This window comes from Vibrio sp. MMH1-50 (assembly GCF_022347645.1).
Lineage (GTDB): Bacteria > Pseudomonadota > Gammaproteobacteria > Enterobacterales > Vibrionaceae > Vibrio > Vibrio harveyi.
Genome location: NZ_JAKRGG010000006.1, coordinates 144,285 through 163,794 on the forward strand (window position 1 = coordinate 144,285; position 19,510 = coordinate 163,794).

The 19,510-nt window shown below is 45.6% G+C and carries 20 protein-coding genes; all 20 read right to left on the minus strand.

All coding sequences use genetic code 11. From position 1 onward, the window contains the following. Positions 1-27: 27 nt before the first annotated feature. Positions 28-1,032, minus strand: a complete 1,005-nt coding sequence (locus tag MHO32_RS07045; RefSeq protein ID WP_239211020.1) for a GGDEF domain-containing protein — start codon at positions 1,030-1,032, stop codon at positions 28-30. Positions 1,033-1,326: 294 nt separating this feature from the next. Beyond that, the gene (locus MHO32_RS07050) at positions 1,327-2,196 is read right to left on the minus strand and encodes an alanyl-tRNA editing protein (RefSeq protein WP_239211021.1); all 870 of its coding nucleotides are present in this window, start codon (positions 2,194-2,196) and stop codon (positions 1,327-1,329) included. 93 nt (positions 2,197-2,289) lie between these two features. After that, positions 2,290-3,786 (minus strand): ribosome biogenesis GTPase Der, encoded by a 1,497-nt coding sequence (der, locus tag MHO32_RS07055; RefSeq protein WP_005447700.1) that lies wholly within the window; start codon positions 3,784-3,786, stop codon positions 2,290-2,292. A 181-nt stretch (positions 3,787-3,967) separates the two neighbouring features. Next, on the minus strand, positions 3,968-5,128 hold the full coding sequence (bamB, locus tag MHO32_RS07060; RefSeq protein ID WP_239211022.1) for an outer membrane protein assembly factor BamB: 1,161 nt from the start codon (positions 5,126-5,128) through the stop codon (positions 3,968-3,970). A gap of 12 nt (positions 5,129-5,140) precedes the next feature. Then, positions 5,141-5,755 carry a YfgM family protein gene (locus MHO32_RS07065; RefSeq protein ID WP_009697674.1) on the minus strand — a complete coding sequence of 205 codons (615 nt, stop codon included), beginning with the start codon at positions 5,753-5,755 and terminating at the stop codon, positions 5,141-5,143. 126 nt (positions 5,756-5,881) lie between these two features. Then, on the minus strand, positions 5,882-7,150 hold the full coding sequence (gene hisS, locus MHO32_RS07070) for a histidine--tRNA ligase (RefSeq protein WP_005447704.1): 1,269 nt from the start codon (positions 7,148-7,150) through the stop codon (positions 5,882-5,884). Between the two features lie 55 nt (positions 7,151-7,205). Then, positions 7,206-8,324: a flavodoxin-dependent (E)-4-hydroxy-3-methylbut-2-enyl-diphosphate synthase gene (gene ispG / locus MHO32_RS07075; protein WP_050903976.1), complete on the minus strand. Its 1,119-nt coding sequence runs from the start codon at positions 8,322-8,324 to the stop codon at positions 7,206-7,208. 5 nt (positions 8,325-8,329) lie between these two features. Beyond that, entirely contained in the window at positions 8,330-9,295 is a 966-nt protein-coding gene (rodZ, locus tag MHO32_RS07080) for a cytoskeleton protein RodZ (protein WP_239211023.1), read from the minus strand. A 419-nt stretch (positions 9,296-9,714) separates the two neighbouring features. Next, positions 9,715-10,842, minus strand: a complete 1,128-nt coding sequence (locus MHO32_RS07085; protein WP_005447708.1) for a bifunctional tRNA (adenosine(37)-C2)-methyltransferase TrmG/ribosomal RNA large subunit methyltransferase RlmN — start codon at positions 10,840-10,842, stop codon at positions 9,715-9,717. Positions 10,843-11,052: 210 nt separating this feature from the next. Continuing rightward, positions 11,053-11,478, minus strand: coding sequence for a nucleoside-diphosphate kinase (gene ndk / locus MHO32_RS07090; RefSeq protein WP_005440311.1), 426 nt, complete (start codon positions 11,476-11,478; stop codon positions 11,053-11,055). Positions 11,479-11,578: 100 nt separating this feature from the next. Then, positions 11,579-12,877: an aminopeptidase PepB gene (gene pepB, locus MHO32_RS07095; RefSeq protein WP_005447710.1), complete on the minus strand. Its 1,299-nt coding sequence runs from the start codon at positions 12,875-12,877 to the stop codon at positions 11,579-11,581. A 172-nt stretch (positions 12,878-13,049) separates the two neighbouring features. Continuing rightward, on the minus strand, positions 13,050-13,244 hold the full coding sequence (gene iscX, locus MHO32_RS07100; protein ID WP_005424887.1) for a Fe-S cluster assembly protein IscX: 195 nt from the start codon (positions 13,242-13,244) through the stop codon (positions 13,050-13,052). Between the two features lie 44 nt (positions 13,245-13,288). Beyond that, entirely contained in the window at positions 13,289-13,627 is a 339-nt protein-coding gene (gene fdx / locus MHO32_RS07105) for an ISC system 2Fe-2S type ferredoxin (protein WP_005424889.1), read from the minus strand. Between the two features lie 13 nt (positions 13,628-13,640). Next, positions 13,641-15,494: a Fe-S protein assembly chaperone HscA gene (hscA, locus tag MHO32_RS07110; protein ID WP_050940962.1), complete on the minus strand. Its 1,854-nt coding sequence runs from the start codon at positions 15,492-15,494 to the stop codon at positions 13,641-13,643. Positions 15,495-15,515: 21 nt separating this feature from the next. Continuing rightward, positions 15,516-16,031 (minus strand): co-chaperone HscB, encoded by a 516-nt coding sequence (gene hscB, locus MHO32_RS07115; RefSeq protein ID WP_005447715.1) that lies wholly within the window; start codon positions 16,029-16,031, stop codon positions 15,516-15,518. A gap of 55 nt (positions 16,032-16,086) precedes the next feature. Then, a complete protein-coding gene (iscA, locus tag MHO32_RS07120) occupies positions 16,087-16,410 on the minus strand; it encodes an iron-sulfur cluster assembly protein IscA (RefSeq protein ID WP_005424893.1) in 324 nt (107 codons plus the stop codon). Positions 16,411-16,483: 73 nt separating this feature from the next. Next, complete coding sequence (gene iscU / locus MHO32_RS07125; protein ID WP_005424883.1) at positions 16,484-16,867, minus strand: Fe-S cluster assembly scaffold IscU; 384 nt, start codon at positions 16,865-16,867, stop codon at positions 16,484-16,486. Positions 16,868-16,904: 37 nt separating this feature from the next. Beyond that, a complete protein-coding gene (locus MHO32_RS07130; RefSeq protein ID WP_005447719.1) occupies positions 16,905-18,119 on the minus strand; it encodes an IscS subfamily cysteine desulfurase in 1,215 nt (404 codons plus the stop codon). Positions 18,120-18,147: 28 nt separating this feature from the next. After that, a complete protein-coding gene (iscR, locus tag MHO32_RS07135) occupies positions 18,148-18,654 on the minus strand; it encodes a Fe-S cluster assembly transcriptional regulator IscR (RefSeq protein WP_005381720.1) in 507 nt (168 codons plus the stop codon). A 125-nt stretch (positions 18,655-18,779) separates the two neighbouring features. Continuing rightward, positions 18,780-19,499, minus strand: coding sequence for a tRNA (cytosine(32)/uridine(32)-2'-O)-methyltransferase TrmJ (gene trmJ / locus MHO32_RS07140; protein WP_009697671.1), 720 nt, complete (start codon positions 19,497-19,499; stop codon positions 18,780-18,782). Between the last annotated feature and the right edge of the window lie 11 nt (positions 19,500-19,510).

A 19,510-nucleotide genomic window follows, 5' to 3' on the forward strand; every position in this document is an offset into this window, starting at 1 on the left:
TAAGCCAGCTTAACGCCTTGATCTTTATCACGCTCGCTTAGCACGCTTGTTCTGATACATAGCAACATCAGCTTGTTGAATAAGCTGCTGCAACACTGCACGCTCACTAGCTGTACTACAAGAAGCGCCAATGCTGGCTTTGACTTGATATTCTTCTAATTGGTAAATCTGATTAAGCTCATCCGCTAAACGAGAAACAAAGTGAAAGTAGGTCTGCTCATCTGGGAAACAACAAAAACCGACAAATTCATCACCACCGTAACGTCCGATCACCGAGCAAGAGCGAAAAGCTTGTTTTAAATGTTCAGCTACTAGTACTAAAACTTGATCACCAGTCTCATGACCAAATCGGTCATTAATATACTTAAACTCATCAATATCAACGAAGAAACAGGCGACTAAGGCATTACGACCACATTTACCGTTTATTTTCCGGTCAACTTCTGACAACAAAGCACGACGGTTAAAGCAGTGCGTGAGAGGATCTCGACTGGCATGAAAATGAAGCTGTTCTTCTAAACGGTATTTCTCTAGCGCAACGGCATACAAGGCAGCTAGCATTTCGAGCACTTCAAGTTCATAAGGGTGAGGCTTGGAAGGGGCGTTACTGTAAATAGCAAATGTACCCAGAACATGACCATCCGATGCAATAATCGGCACTGACCAGCACGCATGAAGTTGGGCTTGTTGAGTGAGTTTAAGAAAAGGTGCCCAGTTAACATGATGATCGATATCGCTAACAACCACAGTTTGTTTTAAGAATGCAGCAGCACCACAAGACCCGACCTTTGGTCCAATGGGGACTCCTTCAATAGCTTGGTTGTAGAAATCAGGTAAATGCGGAGCAAATTCCAAGTGCAATGTATTGGTATCGGGGTGCAATCGAAGTATGGAAGCTTGCCTCTTACCGAATAGGTGTTCACTTAACTTAATAACCTCATTGTTGAGGCTATTGCGTTCCATTCCCAGAGCAAGCTTACCTAAAAGACGATTGACTGCTCGGTGAGCATCTAACAGTCTATCTTTATCCATAATGGCGTAATCATATCGTTATTATGTTTATTAACCTGAAATATAATAAATCTATTAATATGACACAGGTAACTAACTCACATTATGCGAACGCGGCACTATAAAAGATCGCATGCTGATCATCGGATATTACCCTTTTGATCAGCGATCACCCCTTAAAAGAATATTTATATAACCACACACCGAAAGCATAAGTTACATATTCTGTCCCTCAATTTAAAACAGAATTTAAAACCACACTTCAGCACAAAAAAACACACAAACAGAATATAATAAAAAGATCAAAAAGCTAAATTAGCGAATTACATCGGTGTGCATTTCGATGGTTTGTGAGTCTATCTCCACCAGTGTTACTTGGATGGAACCAAAGTCATTCAAATGGCTCGCATGCGTTCCCCCACAAGGGATGACAGCGATTTCACCTTCGCCTAAATCACACTGCCAGTAACGTGAATCGGTAAGGTGTTCACCATGGCAATCGATGGTGATCGCAACGTCCCTTTTTAGCCAATCTCTCAACAGAACATTCACCTGTTGTTCGATGCTTTTTAGGTCAGACAGCATATCTGCACTGTTTAACCCCCTTTTACGGAGTGTTTTACCTAAACGATAGGTATCCAGACATTTATCTGGGGTAACAAAGCTGGTCTCTTGGGCATAGCTGTTGAAGTCATAATTACCATGTGGGTCTTTACGATCTGCATCTTTTCGCCAATAGTTTTGTGCAAGTACCTTGTTGAGCGCAAGGTATGCGATGTGCCCAGCACTATGACCACGACTCAGTGACAGTTGGTATTCCTTATCTACTTCTAGTAATGCAGCATCACCAACGGAAATAGCTTCTGTACGTGGCAACACATGTACCACAACAAACACCCACCCTTCCGTATCACGTTTTACCGGAATTTCAGTACCGACGAACAACTTTCCACTCGCAAGTTCTACCGCACCAACTTGGCAATCGAGCACTTCAAAGCTCATACCCTTGATAGTTAATGTGCCTTTGTCAGCAGGATGATCTGGCCAAATGTGGCTGACAGGATGAAAAGGGCTCTCCTCAGTAACAACGTAAGTGACTTCTTCAGTTGAGTGAGAAAGTTGTACTGGTGCTTCCAGTTGCCAAGTTTGATGACAGAAGCGAGTTTTGGTAGCTGTGATCGTCATGTTAGTCATACTTCTAATGCATTGGTTCGAGCAAAAATCTGCTTATAAAAAAATACCCAAGTCGAAACTTGGGTATTCAGAAAATCTTAGCGATTACTTGTTGCGGTTTTTCACCGCAGACATCATACGCTTGCGCTTACGTTCTTGAGAAAGAGTCAGCTTGCCACCACGGTTTTCGTACGGGTTATCGCTGTTCTGGAAGTTAATACGGATTGGTGTACCCATGATTTCCAGAGACTTACGGAAGTAGTTCATCAAGTAACGTTTGTACGAATCTGGTAGATCGCGAACCATATTACCGTGAATAACCACGATTGGTGGGTTGTAACCACCCGCGTGCGCATATTTCAATTTGATACGGCGACCACGGACCATTGGCGGTTGGTGATCGTCTGTTGCCATCTTCATGATACGAGTTAGAACAGAAGTACCAACGCGTGTCGTTGCTGACTTGTACGCTTCTTGAATCGATTCGAACAAGTGACCAACGCCTGTACCGTGAAGCGCAGAGATAAAGTGAATACGTGCAAAATCAACGAAGCCTAAACGGCGGTCGAGTTCTTTCTTCACGTTCTCTTTCACTTCGTTATCTAGACCATCCCACTTGTTCACGGCTAGTACGATTGAACGACCTGCGTTCAATGCAAAGCCAAGTAGACTCAAGTCTTGATCAGAAATGTTTTCGCGCGCGTCGATAACCAATAGAACCACGTTTGCGTCTTCTACGGCTTTCAGTGTTTTAACAACAGAGAACTTCTCTACTGTTTCGTTGATACGACCACGACGACGTACGCCTGCAGTATCGATCAACACGTATTCACGACCATCACGTTCCATTGGGATATAGATAGAGTCACGAGTGGTGCCTGGCATGTCGTATACCACGACGCGCTCTTCACCAAGAATACGGTTTGTTAGTGTTGATTTACCAACGTTAGGACGACCAATGATTGCCAATTTGATTGGCTGGTCTTGCAAACGTTTGAACTCCGCTTCAGCATCTTCTTCGGTGTAATCTTCAATCGCTAGCTCTTCATCTTCGAATTCAGTCAGATCTTCAATCTCACCTTCTTCAGATTCGCTTGCTAGAAGATCATCGAAAAATGGCGCTAACGCTCGTTCCAACAATGCTGTCACACCACGACCGTGTGCCGCAGCGATTTGGTACATGTCATCAACACCAAGTTGCCAGAAATCGGCACAAGCAGCATCAGCATCAATACCATCGATCTTGTTTACTACCAGCATTGCTGGTTTTTCGATTTTACGCAGATGCGCGGCAATCGCTTCATCAGATGGTGTTAATCCAGCACGACCGTCAACAAGGAATAGCACTACGTCAGCTTCATCAATCGCTGCTAACGATTGTTCCGCCATCTTTGTTTCTACACCTTCTTCCGTGCCATCAATACCGCCGGTATCAATAACGATGAATTCATGTTCTTCGCCAAGGCGAGCTTGGCCATATTTACGGTCTCGCGTTAGGCCAGGGAAGTCCGCAACCAACGCATCACGCGTACGTGTCAATCGGTTAAATAGTGTAGATTTACCTACGTTCGGACGCCCCACAAGAGCAACAACAGGTACCATAACAACCTCTACAATAATCTTTCTTCTGTAGTTATAGGTAACGACTTGCTTGATGCCAAATCAAACCAGCTTTTTACCTATAACCACGTCAGGAATAACGGTTAATAAATAAAAATTTCAAACAACAAAACGGCTCCTAACTGTTACCAGCCAGGAGCCGAATGTGAATTATATCACGATATTATTCGTTGATGGTTAGTTTCTTTACATCGCCATTGCGAGTTGTAATCACGTAACCATCAGACAATAGTGTCGGACCAACAGCAAAACCACTGTCATCGACATATTGTTGTGCAACGAATTCGCCAGTCGAACGATCCATCCAGTGTAGGTAACCTAATGTGTCGCCTACCACTAGATAGTTATCAACAATCACTGGAGCAGTAAGCTGGCGGTATTCCAACTTGCTGTTTTCCCAAAGCTCTGTACCGCTGCGTGCATCTACTGCAACTACGTGATCTTTTTCTGTGATCACGAAGATACGGCTACCGTCTGTAGCAATATCAGTTGCTGACGAGTAGTTACGCTTCCAAATTGGATTTGCAGAACGTAAGTCGATTGCAATAAGTTGACCGTTGTAACCAACAGTGAAAAGAGTGCCGCCCAGTACAATCGGTGAAGAATCAACGTCTACAAGACGATCGATTTCCGTAGCACCTTTTGGAGTACCTACTGGTTGTTGCCAGATCAATTGACCACGTTCAACAATTGCCGCAGCTAGTCGACCGTTTGCTGTCCCCCAGAATACACCACCACCAATAGCCGTTGGCGTGCTATCGCCACGCAGCGTTAGGTTTGGAACTTCTGTGCTCAGCGCCCAGCGTTGCTCACCAGTACTTTCATCCAAAGCAATCAAAGTGCCTCGGCTAGTATTTACAATGATCAAACCAGAGTCAGCGACGGGTTTCGCTAACACCTCACCACCTACTTCGATACGCCAGATGATGTCACCGGTTTCTTGCTCAAGTGCAATCACTTCACCATTTTCAGAACCAATGTAAAGGTGTTCATACGCAGCTGTGATACCACCAGAAAGGCGTGCAATCACATCTTCTTCTAGGTCAGTTTGCCATTTGAGCTTACCGTTTTCTGGATCTAATGCTTTGACTAGACCATCACGACTTGCAACAAACAATGTGTCGTTAGCAACAACAGGAGACAGCTTCGAGAAATAATGACCTACGCCATCACCAATCGACGTTGACCATTCCGCACTTGGCGTAAACTGACTATCTACCTGAGGCAATGGAGCCATGACAATGGTGTCTTCCTCGCCAGCACAACCAGCCAGAATTCCCACTGTTAATGCCCCTAACAAGGCTTTCTTAAAGACTCTTTTCATCCAATGCGGTCCTTATTTCGCCAGGTCGTCCAATTTCATTTGTAGTGCAGGGCTAGCATCTGCAGCTTGTTGAGCTTCAGTGTATGCCGTGTATGCTGCCTCTTTGTCACCTTGACGAAGAGCGATATCACCACGAAGTTCTGCAATACGACCCGTCCATGCAGCGTCAGTTACTTTGCCTAGTTCTGCATTTGCAGCGTCAAAGTTGCCCATTTCTGCTTCAATACGCGCAATACGGTAGCTGATAAGTGGAGTTAGCGCGGCATCTTTAGTGTTGCTTTGAGCCCACTTAAGTTGCTCAAGTGCAGCTGAAAGATCTTTGGCATCTACTTGTACTTTTGCTAACTGAAGCGCAGCAAGTACTGAGTATTCTTTAACTTTGTTTGAGTCGATGAACGCTTGAATATCTGCTTGTGCGTCTGCACCTTTGGTTTGCAGGGCGTTCATTACTGTTGTGTAGCTTTGAGAAGCTGCTTCACTCGCCTGAATCACAGAATCCTGGTAGTAACGCCAGCCAAATAGACCACCTAAACCAACAACCGCACCGATGATGACGGCTTTGCCGTTTTCCTTCCACCAGTCTTTAATGGCTTCAACTTGTTGTTCTTCAGTATCGTAAAGTTCCACTTCCTGTCCTCTTAAAACATGTAAATGACAGCGAGGCTGCCATTGTTCCTATTTCGTCGAAAGGCTCCTATCTTGGGAGCCTTACTATTACGAATTAGGATTTTAATCTTTAGCTTATTAAAAGACTTAAATCAGTGCTGCGATCTTCTCAGCAACTTCTGTTTGGTTGTAAGTCTCTTGCTCACCACCCACCAAGTCTTTTAGTACTACGGTGTTTTCTGCAACTTCGTTTTCGCCCAGAACCAATGCTACTACAGCACCGACTTTATCTGCGCGCTTAAACTGTTTCTTGAAGTTACCACCACCGAAGTGACTCATCACACGAACGCCTGGAATAGCTTCACGAAGCTGTTCTGCTAGCTTCATACCAACCATCATTGTGCCTTCGCCTGCTGTCACAACGTAAACATCTACACTGCGACGAACGTCTGTTAGCTCTAGCGTTTCTAGCATCAGTACAAGGCGCTCTAGACCCATAGCAAAGCCAACGGCTGGTGTTGCACTGCCACCCAATTGTTCTACAAGACCATCGTAACGACCACCGCCACATACTGTACCTTGAGCACCTAGGCTCTCAGTGATCCATTCAAATACCGTGCGGTTGTAGTAATCCAGACCACGAACTAGACGCTCGTTAACTGTGTATTCGATACCTGCAGCGTCTAAAAGTTCACATAGACCTGCGAAGTGTGCTTTAGATTCTTCACCTAAGTACTCAGAAAGGCGAGGTGCATCACCTAAAATAGCCTGAACATCAGGGTTCTTCGTATCCAGAACTCGCAGTGGGTTCGTGTGCATGCGACGCTTACAATCTTCGTCTAGCACATCGATATGTTGCTCAAGGAATGCAACCAGTGCCGTGCGGTAGTCTGCGCGATCTTCTTGAGAACCGATAGAGTTAAGCTCAAGACGAACATGCTCATTGATCCCCAGCTCACGCCATAGACGTGCAGTCATCATGATAAGCTCAGCATCAACGTCTGGACCATTTAGACCGAACACCTCAACACCACACTGGTGGAATTGACGGTAACGACCTTTCTGCGGACGCTCATGGCGGAACATAGGTCCCATGTACCACAGACGCTGTTCGTCACGGTTGATCAGACTGTTTTGAATACATGCACGCACACAACCCGCCGTACCTTCAGGGCGAAGTGTTAGGCTGTCTCCGTTACGATCATCAAAAGTGTACATTTCTTTTGAAACGACATCAGTCTCTTCACCAACCGCACGGCTGAATAGGTTTGTTTCTTCAACGATTGGCATGCGCACTTCGTTATAGCCGTATGCGCTCACAGTACTTTTTACTGCGTTTTCAAGTTTTTGCCACAGCGGAGACTGAGTTGGAAGGCAATCGTTCATGCCTCGGATTGCTTGGATTTTCTTTGCCACAATTATTACCGTCGCTTAGTAACCCGAGCACACTTAGTGTGCTCAAGCTATGAGATTAATCTTCTTGTTTGATATCGATGCGGTTAGCTTTATCTAATACAGATGCTTTCGCACGGATTTTCGCTTCTAGCTGATTCACTAGATCATCGTTGTCAAAACGCTCTTTCTGACGTTTGCCGTCTTCGTAGAATGCGCTCTTCTTGTTGCTGCCTGCCAGACCTAGGTGTGAAACCTCAGCTTCACCTGGGCCGTTTACGACACAGCCGATGATAGACACATCCATAGGTGTGATGATGTCTTCTAGGCGCTCTTCCAATGCGTTTACTGTGTTAATCACGTCGAATTCCTGACGTGAGCAGCTTGGACAGGCAATAAAGTTGATACCACGTGAGCGAATACGCAGAGACTTAAGAATATCAAAGCCAACTTTGATCTCCTCTACCGGATCTGCCGCCAACGAGATACGTAGCGTATCACCGATGCCTTCAGCTAAAAGCATACCAAGACCAACCGATGACTTCACAGCACCAGCTCTTGCACCACCAGCTTCGGTGATACCGAGGTGTAGTGGCTGGTCAATCTGCTTTGCCAATAGGCGGTATGAATCCACCGCTAGGAATACATCCGACGCTTTCACACTAACTTTGAACTGGTCAAAGTTAAGGCGGTCTAGATGATCCACATGACGCATCGCCGATTCCACCAATGCTTCTGGCGTTGGCTCACCGTATTTCATCTGCAGATCTTTTTCTAAAGAGCCACCGTTGACGCCAATACGGATTGGGATGTTTTTGTCACGGGCACAATCAACAACCGAACGAATACGCTCTTCGTTGCCAATGTTACCTGGGTTAATGCGCAAACAGTCAACACCGTACTCTGCCACTTTCAGTGCAATACGGTAGTCGAAGTGGATGTCCGCAACGAGCGGCACTGACACTTGCTGTTTGATAAGCTTAAAGGCTTCCGCCGCATCCATGGTAGGAACAGAAACACGTACAATGTCTGCACCCACTTTTTCTAATGCTCGGATTTGTGCGACTGTGGCTTCCACATCAGTCGTGCGAGTGTTTGTCATTGACTGTACAGCAATTGGTGCACCATCACCAATTGGCACATCACCCACATAAATACGCGTCGATTTACGACGAATAATTGGAGATTCGTGTTGCATAATATTTATAACGGTAAAGTGAATCTAGCTACTTTGCCTGAAGTATACCCAGAAAGGTCGACAGGTTCACTTGCAAATGTCATTGTTACGCCTTCAGGTGCGCCTAATATCACTTTAAACGGTGCTTTTCCGGCAAGTTCTACATCTTGACCCGGTTTGCGAGTACCACTTACCAGTGTTTTGCCGTTTGCGTCTTTAACTTGAATCCAGCAATCAGCTTTAAATTTCATAGTCAGTAACGTCATGCCTTCTGGAATAACTGGAGTTACTGGCTCTTCTGCCGCTTGAGCATCTTCGATAACCGCAACAGGCTCTTGAGCGGTTTCCTCAACAGCTTCAGCTGTCAGAGTTACTGTTGACTCAGCCATCCCCTCATCAGTCGCGCTCATTGTCGTATCAGCTTCAGAAACAACCGCTGGCGCAGCAGATACAGGAGCAATTTCAGCTGGAGTGCTTGCGATTAGCTCATCTGCGCTCATCTGATCGATATCAGCATCATTGGCAACATGTTCTGTTTCTGCCGTTTCAGAACTCAACTGTGTAAGGCTATTCTCTTGTTGGTTTTGCCACCACCATGCCGCGGAGATACCGGTAATCACGATCGCGATGGCCCAAGTCAGCAACATAATTCGGCTGTTGTGTTTCTCGTGCTTGGTTTTACGAGAGAAGCTTTGCATCTCTGTTTCTTGCGGCTTCACATGAACTTCAGATGTTTGCTCTAAAGCTGCCAAAACAATCTTTTCATCAAGACCAACGAGCTTTGCATACGAACGCAAATAGCCACGCGTGAATGTCGTGACCTGTTGTTCTTCAAATCGATTGTTTTCAATGTCTTCAATAACAGAAACGCGAAGTCTAAGGCGATCAGCAACGTGCTTCTGAGTCATGCCTAGAGATTCGCGTTTGTTTTTTAGTATTGTGCCTGCTTCCATAGAAAGCGGCACTTCATTAGTCTTTTCGTGTTCTGTCATAATGGCGGTATTTAATCTGTTTGGTGGCTAACGCAGTTATTTATTTTCGTTTTTGTTCTAATTAAGCCTCACTTAAAGATAGCTAGCCTAAACGCGTTAACCAAAAATAATCTTTTAGAAATTCTCAGTAGTCAGAGTAAGAATGCTCGTCTTGCAATGGTTCAGCAAAGCGTATTGGAAAAAATACTGAGAATAGTCAATGTCGTAGTTATATTTCACTCACCATGATAAGCGAATGTTTAACGAAGACAAAAACTCTTTGCTCTCAAATTAACAGATAGCTCAAGCTTTTGTCCAAAAATTGACACAGCAAAGTAAAATTAGCACCGTTCAGTCTGTCAGCATCAAATGACAATCCACTTGTAATAAACAAAATAGCCAGAGCATAAGGCTCTGGCTATTTCTTTATTCTTGGCGTCTTAAACCGCTTTTACATCGATAGTTTCAGCACCACGTGCTGCTTTTAAAGCTGCGGTACGTTTCGTACGGTCAATAACATCACCGACTAACTGACCACACGCAGCATCAATATCATCACCACGTGTTTTACGAACCGTTACGGTGTGGTCATATTGCATCAATGTTTTTTGGAAACGGTCAATACGTGAGTTACTTGGTTTCTTGTAAGGTGAACCTGGGTACGGGTTAAATGGAATCAGGTTGATCTTGCATGGCGTATCTTTCATCAGCTCTGCCAACTCACGTGCGTGGTCCATGTCATCGTTCACATGATCAAGCAACACGTACTCTACCGTAACTTTACCGCGGTTAGCATTTGAAGACGCGATGTAACGGCGAACAGACGCGAGAAAATCTTGGATATCCCAACGGTCGTTGATCGGCATGATTTCACTACGTAGCTTGTCGTTTGGTGCATGAAGAGAAATCGCCAATGCTACATCAATTTTACCGGTCATCTGATCAAGACCAGAAACAACACCTGACGTTGATACGGTAACTCGACGCTTAGAAAGACCGAAACCAAGATCATCAAGCATGATTTCAAGCGCAGGGATAAGGTTCTTCATGTTAAGAAGTGGCTCACCCATCCCCATCATCACTACGTTAGTGATTGGACGGCGACCCGTTTCTTTCTGTAAGCCGATTTCACGTGCAGCACGCCATACCTGACCAATGATTTCAGATACTTTTAGGTTACGGTTGAAACCTTGTTGAGCGGTTGAACAGAACTTACACTCCAGCGCACAACCAACCTGAGAAGACACACATAATGTTGCGCGGTCATCTTCTGGGATGTAGACCGTTTCTACGTCTTGGTCACCCACCTTCATCGCCCACTTAATTGTGCCGTCTGAAGAATGTTGAGCCTCTGCTACCGTTGGTGCTTTGATTTCACACTTGTACTGCAGTTTTTCACGTAGTTTCTTGTTGATGTTCGTCATGTTATCGAAGTCATCAACACCGAAATGGTAGATCCACTTCATAACCTGATCAGCACGGAACGCTTTTTCGCCTAGCTCTTCCGCGAAAAATTGACGCATGCCCTTGCGATCAAAGTCGAGTAGATTGATTTTTTCAGTGGTCATGTTGCCTCTCAATGACTGAAACAAGAATAAGGGCGCGAATTGTACAGCCTTTATGCAGCTACAACAAGGGCTGTAAGACCCCGACTTCGCTAAGGCATTAAAATATTAATGATTAAATTTTAGCCAATTATTATCATTCATTCTTTCTAAGTAACAGATAAGAAAAAGCCCCGGAAAGATCCGAGGCTTAGGAAGCAAATTAGTACAAGATTAGCGAGGGCAAATCTCTGACTCTGGGAAGAAGTACTCGATTTCACGAGCTGCTGACTCAGGGCTATCCGAACCATGAACAGAGTTATGGCGCATGCTTAGTGCGTAATCGGCACGGATAGTGCCACATGCTGCTTCTTCTGGGTTTGTTTTGCCCATTAGCTCACGGTAGCGTGCGATTGCATCTTCACCTTCAAGAACCTGAACCATGATAGGACCAGATGTCATGAACTCTTTCAGTGCAGGGAAAAAAGGTTTGCCTTCATGTTCTGCGTAAAAACCGCTCGCCTGTTCTTCTGTCAGATGAACCATTTTTGCAGCAACGATACGTAGACCCGCCTTTTCGATACGGTGGTAGATTTCACCAATCAGGTTGCGTTCTACAGCGTCGGGCTTAACAATTGAAAACGTTCTTTCTAGAGCCATAAAGTTTCCTTTTTGTACTTGTAATAATAGTTTTATATGAGTGACTTGCGTCTCTCTTAGTTATACCAGTACAGACGGGGTGTCTGCACTGGTAAAAGTCTTATTTTGCTGCTTGTTCGTTCAAGAAACGAGCAAGTGTGCGAACACCCATGCCTGTTGCGCCTGCAGCCCACTTATCAGACGCTGACTTACGGTACGTGCCTGCACAGTCAAAGTGCAACCAACCTTTCTTGTAATCCTCGACGAAGTAAGACAAGAATGCTGCCGCTGTACTTGCGCCAGGTGAGTAATCGCCAGAACTGATGTTAGATAGGTCAGCAAAGTTTGACGGCAGCATGCCACGGTGAAAATCAGCAAGAGGCAGTGGCCACAGACCTTCTTTCTCTTGGTTTGCCGCCGTTAGCGCTTGATGAGAAAGCTCATCATCAAAGCTCATTAATGCATGGTAATCGTTCCCTAGTGCATTCTTCGCTGCGCCCGTTAGGGTCGCACAGTCAATGATCAGTTCAGGGTTTTGCTCACTTGCGTAAATAAGACCATCAGCAAGAACCAAACGACCTTCTGCGTCGGTATTCATGATCTCAACGGTCTTACCATTTTTGTAAGTGATGATGTCGCCAAGTTTAAGTGCGCGACCAGAGACCATGTTCTCCGCACAACAAAGGATAAGCTTTACACGCTTATTAAGACCACGAAGAATAGCAAGACCAAGACCGCCAGTTATCGTACCTGAACCGCCCATATCCGCTTTCATAGCTGTCATGAAGTTTGATGGTTTCAAGCTGTAACCACCTGAATCAAAGGTGATGCCTTTACCTACTAGACATGCAAAGACTGGTGCGTTTTCATCGCCTGTTGGGTTGTAATCAAGTTGCAGCATTGCCGATGTGCGCTCAGAGCCACGACCTACGGCATAAATACCTTCCCAACCTTCTGAAAGCAGATCTTTATCTTTAACGATACGAGCCGTTACTGTACCTTGTGGCGCGATAGATTTGATGAATTCAGCTGCCATGGTTGCCAATTGACGTGGCGCCACTTCTTCTGCAGTTTTGTTGATGATATCGCGAGTAAAGTCCGTAGAAGTGATGCGAGCGTGAAGCTCTGCTTGATCTTGCTCCGAAAGCTCAACCCATTCTAGTGTGCCGTGTTTTTTCGGGTTGCGGTAACCTTGGTGGAATGCCCAAACGCTCTCCAAATCCCAGTTATCACCAGCAAGTAAAACTGAACGAATTCCTTGGCCATCGAGTTGACGCGCTGCACGTTGAATCGCACCAAGATCGTGACCTTCACCTAGGTGAATGGTTGCGCCATTCTCAGCGAAAGAAAGCAGTGCTTTGTCGCCCCAATGTGGTGCCGCTGGTTCTTGGCTAAGAAATACAGACATCTGTGTAGACATGGTTTCTCCTTGTCTTATAACGGCGTTGCCTACGCCTCTTCTTTTTTAATAACTAACGGATGTTAGCATTATGTAGGGTAAAAATGTCAACTTGATAAAAAAACGGACCTAAAGGTCCGCTTTTTTTAGTGAGAATTGTTAACTCTGCTGCGTTTTACCGCCGAATTGAGCATTAATCTGCTTCGTCCATCCAGCACAAGATAACCGCTTCTAGAATCTTTTCATTACAATGGTTTGGCTCATCGTCAAACTCATCCAACTCCATGATCCATTGGTGAAGATCGGTAAAACGTACGGTTTTAGGATCTAAGTCGGGAAACTTGTCACAAAGCTCAATCGCGATATCGCGAGAATCTGTCCATTTCATTGCTCATCTTCCTTTTGCTTCGCCCCTATGTTGGGGAGATAGTATTAGTGATCTTCCGACGCGTGGTTTAGCGTGTATTTTGGAATTTCAACAACCAAATCTTCATCCGCTACTTTTGCTTGGCAACCAAGACGAGATTCAGGCTCTAGACCCCATGCTTTATCTAGCATGTCATCTTCTAGCTCTTCACTCTCTTCTAGCGAATCAAAACCTTCACGAATGATCACGTGGCAGGTAGTACATGCACATGACTTTTCACATGCGTGTTCGATACCAATGCCATTTTTTAGCGCTACGTCTAGAACGGTGTCACCAGTGTTTGCTTCCAACACTGCACCCTCTGGGCACAAATCTTCGTGTGGTAATACAATAATCTTAGGCATAACTACTTATCTCTTATATATCATTAACTGACTGACCTGACAGTGCAGCTCGAATCGATTTATCCATACGGCGCGACGCAAAATCTTGGCTTGCTTTGTCGGTGTCTTTGATGCCTTGCTCGATAGCGTCCGCATCTTCGCCGTTGCGCAGTTCAATCAGCGCTTCAATCACTTTTAATAGGTCTTGTTTCTCTTGGTCTGATAGTAGTTCATCACCATCAGCTTGCATCGCAGCAATCAAACCTTCAATCACACGATCCGCTTCTACGCGCTGCTCAGCCAGTGCACGAGCTTGCATGTCTTCTTTCGCGTAAGTCATCGAGTCACGCAGCATGTTTGCGACTTCGTCATCGCTTAAACCGTAAGAAGGTTTCACTTGGATTTCAGCCTGAACACCCGTGCTCTTTTCCATCGCAGTGACAGACAACAGACCATCAGCGTCCACTTGGTACGTCACGCGAATGTGTGCAGCCCCAGCCGCCATCGGTGGAATGCCTTTTAATGAGAAACGAGCCAATGAACGACAGTCATCCACCATTTCTCGTTCACCTTGTACGGTGTGCACGCTCATTGCCGTTTGACCATCTTTGAACGTCGTAAACTCTTGCGCACGAGCCACAGGAATAGTGGTGTTACGTGGAATGATTTTCTCAACCAAGCCGCCCATGGTTTCAATACCAAGAGATAAAGGAATAACGTCCAGAAGCAGCATCTCAGAGTCAGGTTTGTTACCCGCTAGGATATCTGCTTGAATACCCGCGCCGATTGCAACAACTTCATCTGGGTTAATGCTTGTCAGTGGTGTACGACCGAAGAATTCGCCTACCATTTCACGAACAAGCAATGTGCGAGTTGAACCGCCAACCATAACCGCTTCAAGTACGTCTTCCGCATCCACATCCGCATCTTTCAATGCACGACGGCAAGACATCAGGGTTTTCTTCACTAGCGGACGAATCAGATCTTCGAACTGCTCGCGAGTCACAGAACCTTTCCAACCAAATACATCAACATCAACACTGTCTTGCTCAGAGAAAGCAATCTTAGTTGCTGTTGCAATGTTCAGTAGTGCACGGTTTTTCTCAGCAGAAAGCGGTGCTTCTAGACCAGCTTGCTCCATTAGGTAATCCGCTAATAGGTGGTCAAAATCATCACCGCCTAGCGCAGAATCACCACCTGTTGCTAATACTTCAAATACGCCTTTTGACAAACGTAGGATGGAGATATCGAACGTACCGCCACCTAGATCGTAAACCGCAATCACGCCCTCTTGACCAGAGTCTAGGCCGTAAGCGATCGCTGCAGCTGTCGGCTCGTTAAGCAGACGTAGCACATGAAGCCCCGCCAATTTCGCCGCATCTTTTGTACCAGCACGTTGAGCATCATCAAAGTAAGCAGGAACAGTAATAACCACGCCAGCTAACTCGCCACCGAGTGTCTCTTCTGCACGTTTGCCTAGTGCTTTAAGAATATCGGCAGACACTTCAATCGGGTTCTTGTCACCTTGCGCAGTTTGCAAAATAGGCAGACCGTTGTCGCTTTCTTTAAATTGGTAAGGCAAAGATGGGTAGCGAGCTTGAATGTCTTTTAGTGAACGACCAATCAGACGTTTTACCGAAATAATGGTGTTTTCTGGTTCTTGCTCTGCTTTTGCTTTTGCCTCGTAACCAACTAAAGCCGAGTCCTGTGCGTAGTTCACCACAGAAGGCAAAATGCTACGACCTTGATCGTCTTTCAGTGTTTTTGCGTCACCGCTGCGAACAGACGCAACCAAAGAGTTGGTAGTACCTAAGTCGATACCCGCTGCTAACTTGTGCTCATGAGGTGCCGAGCTTTGGCCCGGTTCTGCGATTTGAAGTAATGCCATGATGGGTCCTTGTCGCGCTAACTAGCCGAGGAGCTTGTCTTCAACCAGTTCAATTTCGTTCTTTAGCTTGGCAATGAATTTGAGTTTACGAACTCGGTCTGCAGCTTCCGCCCAAAGACCTTGGTCAAGTTCTTGTTCTACACTCGCCAAATGCTGTTTGTACATTTTGCTGACCTTAGAATCGAAGTCAAAAAGCGCTGATTCAGGATCAGAGCTGTCAGCAATGTCTTCCAGTTCTTCACGCAGTTCCATTTGTTCCATTAGGAACATCGGGTCTTGCATGGTTTGTTGCTCACCACGAATTTCTGTGCCGTTTTCTGCCAATATGTATTCAGCGCGAGAGATTGGATGCTTAAGTATTTGATACGCATCGTTGATTTGCGCTGCTTTTTGAACAGCCATCAAGCGATCACGCTCTGAGGCAGTCGCAAAGTTGTCTGGGTGGAAGCGTTTTTGTAGTTCTCGGAACTGAGAAGAAAGAAGGCTACCATCCAGCTGAAACTGACTTGGTAGCCCAAATAATTCAAAGTGATTCATTAAGATCGGGTCCTAGTAAAGCCTTCTGGACTCGCTTGCCCAGAAGGACAGTCAATTAGACGTTGAAGCTTTCACCACAACCACATTCACTTTTCGCGTTAGGGTTGTTGAATTCAAAACCTTCATTCAACCCTTCCTTAACGTAATCCAGCTCAGTACCGTCTAGGTATACTAGGCTTTTCTTATCAATGATGATCTTTACATCCGACAGTTCAAAAACTTCATCTTCTTCGTTTAGATCATCAACAAACTCAAGAACGTAAGCCATGCCGGAACAGCCTGTCGTCTTCACTCCAAGACGCAAACCGATACCTTTACCTCGGTTATCTAGGAATGCTTTTACGCGACTTGCCGCTGATTCTGTCATTGTGATGGCCATACTGCACCTTAGTCTGTCTAAATTACGTTTTGGAATGGGAGCATTTCAAGGGCTCCCATTATATACGGAATAATTATTCCTGGTGTTTTTTCTTGTAGTCAGCAACCGCTGCTTTGATTGCGTCTTCCGCAAGGATTGAGCAGTGAACTTTCACTGGTGGAAGCTCTAGCTCTTCTGCAATCTCAGAGTTTTTGATAGATGCCGCTTCGTCGATAGACTTGCCTTTTACCCACTCAGTTACTAGTGAGCTTGAAGCGATTGCACTACCACAACCGTATGTTTTGAATTTCGCGTCTTCAATGATGCCTTCTGGCGTCACTTTGATTTGAAGCTTCATTACGTCACCACAAGCTGGTGCGCCAACCATGCCGCTGCCTACTGATGGGTCTTCTTTATCGAACGAACCAACGTTACGTGGGTTCTCGTAGTGATCAATTACTTTTTCGCTGTATGCCATGATAAATTACCTCGAATCCTCTATTCAGTCCGTGAGATTAATGGTGAGCCCATTCAACAGTGCTCAGATCAACCCCTTCCTTGTACATATCCCATAGAGGAGACATGTCGCGTAGCTTAGTCACTGCAACGCGGATTTGTTCAATTGCGTAATCAATTTCTGCTTCAGTCGTGAAACGACCAAATGAGAAACGTACTGAGCTGTGCGCCAATTCGTCGTCTAGACCAAGTGCACGAAGAACGTAAGATGGCTCTAGGCTCGCTGATGTACAAGCACTACCAGAAGATACTGCTAGGTCTTTCAGTGACATCAGTAGAGATTCACCTTCTACGAATGCAAAGCTCACGTTTAGGTTGTGTGGAACACGCTGTTCAAGATCACCGTTCACCGTTACTGCTTCTAGATCTTTAACGCCATCTAAAAGACGGTTACGAAGTGCTAGCGCGTGATCGTAATCTTTTTGCATGTCTTCCTTCGCTACACGGAACGCTTCACCCATACCCACGATTTGGTGAGTTGGAAGTGTACCCGAACGGAAACCACGCTCATGACCACCACCGTGCATTTGCGCTTCCAGACGGATACGAGGCTTACGACGTACGTAAAGTGCGCCAATGCCTTTAGGACCGTATACTTTGTGCGCAGACAGTGAAATTAGGTCAACTTTCAATTCTTGAACATCGATTGGCAGTTTGCCCGCAGACTGTGCCGCATCCACGTGGAACACAATCTTACGTTCACGACATAGTTCGCCGATTGCAGCGATGTCTTGGATTACACCAATCTCGTTGTTAACATGCATGATTGATACCAAAACAGTGTCTTCTCGCATCGCTGCTTGAAGTTTGTTTAGATCGATCAGACCGTTTGATTCTGGCTCTAGGTAAGTCACTTCAAAGCCTTCGCGTTCTAGTTGACGACATGGGTCAAGAACCGCTTTATGCTCTGTTTTACAAGTGATTACGTGTTTACCCTTCTTAGAGTAAAAATGTGCTGCACCTTTGATAGCAAGGTTGTCAGACTCTGTCGCACCAGATGTGAATACGATTTCGCGAGGATCTGCATTTAGAAGGTCAGCAATTTGCTCACGAGCAGTATCTACAGCTTCTTCTGCCTGCCAGCCGTAACGGTGCGAACGCGAAGCTGGGTTGCCAAATGTGCCATCCATTGTCATGTACTGAACCATTTTTTCAGCAACACGAGGATCTACTGGACATGTAGCGGAATAATCAAGATAAATCGGCAGTTTCATTCTCTACTCCAATGTAAAATGCTGACCGCTAAGAGCGGACGTTTACACCGATGGGCGCGGCGGTTGTATTTTTGTTTGAAAGCCCATGAGTTACCGCCAGATCAATGTCCTGACGATCAGAAATTTCTAAAACTTCATTGTCTGTCATTAGCTCACCGAGCGTAATGTTATTCAAGAAGTCACTAATACGAGAGCTCAGGTCACGCCATAGGGTGTGAGTTAAGCAACGAGTGCCACCCTGGCAATCGCCTTTGCCTTGGCATTTGGTTGCGTCTACTGACTCATCAACCGCGGCAATCACAGTGCCAATGGCAATGCTGTGCGCGTCTGCTCCAAGTCGGTAACCACCACCAGGACCACGAACGCTGGCTACAAGACCTGCTTTACGCAATTTTGAAAAAAGCTGCTCTAAGTATGAGAGCGAGATCCCTTGACGCTCTGAGATATCTGCAAGAGGTACTGGGTTTTGTTGCGAATGCAGTGCCACATCCAGCATGGCTGTCACCGCATATCTTCCTTTAGATGTAAGTTTCATACCACACCGTATCCACATGGTTTGTAATGATTAGGATTTTTCCATACCCGACTAAAACGGTCAAGTATTTATTTGACTATTTTAGTCAGGTATTCATCCTTACACCTAAAGTGGTTATTATTTGTTCAGAGTTTCTTTTCGATCGCCGTCAAAACACCGCGCAGAATATTCAACTCTTGCGCCTCTGGTCGTGCACGTGAGTACAAACGACGCAGCTTGTTCATCACCTGACCCGGCTGTTCTTTGTTGATAAATTGGGTATCAACCATCACCTTTTCAAGGTGCTCAAAGAACATTTCTAGCTCTTTATGACGTGGATACTCTTCAGGCTCACTTGGGGCGTATTGACTTTGCTCTAGGTTGAGGTGTGCAACGCGAACTTCATAGCTCAACGTTTGGACGGCCATCGCTAAGTTAAGCGAACTGTATTCAGGGTTAGCAGGAATGCAAACATGATAGTGACACTTTTGCAGTTCATCATTCGTTAAACCGGTTCTTTCTCGACCAAAGACCAATGCGACTGGGTGCTTTTGCCCTTCAACTGCAAACTTTTCTCCACACTCACGTGGCTCAAGCATTGGCCATTCAAGTGTACGTGAGCGAGCACTTGAACCCACAACAAGACCGCAATCTTCAATGGCTTCTTCAAGCGTACTTACTACAGTGGCATTTTGAGCAATATCACCAGCACCAGCAGCAAGCGCAAGGGTTTGATCATCGACTTCACATTGCGGATCAACCAATACTAGTTGGCTTAAACCCATGACTTTCATTGCTCGAGCTGCCGAGCCAATGTTGCCTGAATGAGAAGTTCCGACGAGTACGATTTTTACTTGATCCAACATCTGTGTTTGCT

Excerpts from the sequence above, each read along its gene's own strand:
- ndk (WP_005440311.1), bottom strand. The coding sequence starts at position 11,478 with ATGGCTCTAGAAAGAACGTTTTCAATTGTTAAGCCCGACGCTGTAGAA.
- bamB (WP_239211022.1), bottom strand. The coding sequence starts at position 5,128 with ATGAAAAGAGTCTTTAAGAAAGCCTTGTTAGGGGCATTAACAGTGGGA.
- trmJ (WP_009697671.1), bottom strand. The coding sequence starts at position 19,499 with ATGTTGGATCAAGTAAAAATCGTACTCGTCGGAACTTCTCATTCAGGC.
- pepB (WP_005447710.1), bottom strand. The coding sequence starts at position 12,877 with ATGTCTACACAGATGTCTGTATTTCTTAGCCAAGAACCAGCGGCACCA.
- ispG (WP_050903976.1), bottom strand. The coding sequence starts at position 8,324 with ATGCAACACGAATCTCCAATTATTCGTCGTAAATCGACGCGTATTTAT.
- fdx (WP_005424889.1), bottom strand. The coding sequence starts at position 13,627 with ATGCCTAAGATTATTGTATTACCACACGAAGATTTGTGCCCAGAGGGT.
- MHO32_RS07085 (WP_005447708.1), bottom strand. The coding sequence starts at position 10,842 with ATGACCACTGAAAAAATCAATCTACTCGACTTTGATCGCAAGGGCATG.
- MHO32_RS07130 (WP_005447719.1), bottom strand. The coding sequence starts at position 18,119 with ATGAAACTGCCGATTTATCTTGATTATTCCGCTACATGTCCAGTAGAT.
- iscU (WP_005424883.1), bottom strand. The coding sequence starts at position 16,867 with ATGGCATACAGCGAAAAAGTAATTGATCACTACGAGAACCCACGTAAC.
- iscA (WP_005424893.1), bottom strand. The coding sequence starts at position 16,410 with ATGGCCATCACAATGACAGAATCAGCGGCAAGTCGCGTAAAAGCATTC.
- rodZ (WP_239211023.1), bottom strand. The coding sequence starts at position 9,295 with ATGACAGAACACGAAAAGACTAATGAAGTGCCGCTTTCTATGGAAGCA.
- iscR (WP_005381720.1), bottom strand. The coding sequence starts at position 18,654 with ATGAAACTTACATCTAAAGGAAGATATGCGGTGACAGCCATGCTGGAT.
- hscB (WP_005447715.1), bottom strand. The coding sequence starts at position 16,031 with ATGAATCACTTTGAATTATTTGGGCTACCAAGTCAGTTTCAGCTGGAT.
- der (WP_005447700.1), bottom strand. The coding sequence starts at position 3,786 with ATGGTACCTGTTGTTGCTCTTGTGGGGCGTCCGAACGTAGGTAAATCT.
- iscX (WP_005424887.1), bottom strand. The coding sequence starts at position 13,244 with ATGAAATGGACAGATTCTCGCGATATCGCGATTGAGCTTTGTGACAAG.
- MHO32_RS07045 (WP_239211020.1), bottom strand. The coding sequence starts at position 1,032 with ATGGATAAAGATAGACTGTTAGATGCTCACCGAGCAGTCAATCGTCTT.
- MHO32_RS07050 (WP_239211021.1), bottom strand. The coding sequence starts at position 2,196 with ATGACGATCACAGCTACCAAAACTCGCTTCTGTCATCAAACTTGGCAA.
- hscA (WP_050940962.1), bottom strand. The coding sequence starts at position 15,494 with ATGGCATTACTTCAAATCGCAGAACCGGGCCAAAGCTCGGCACCTCAT.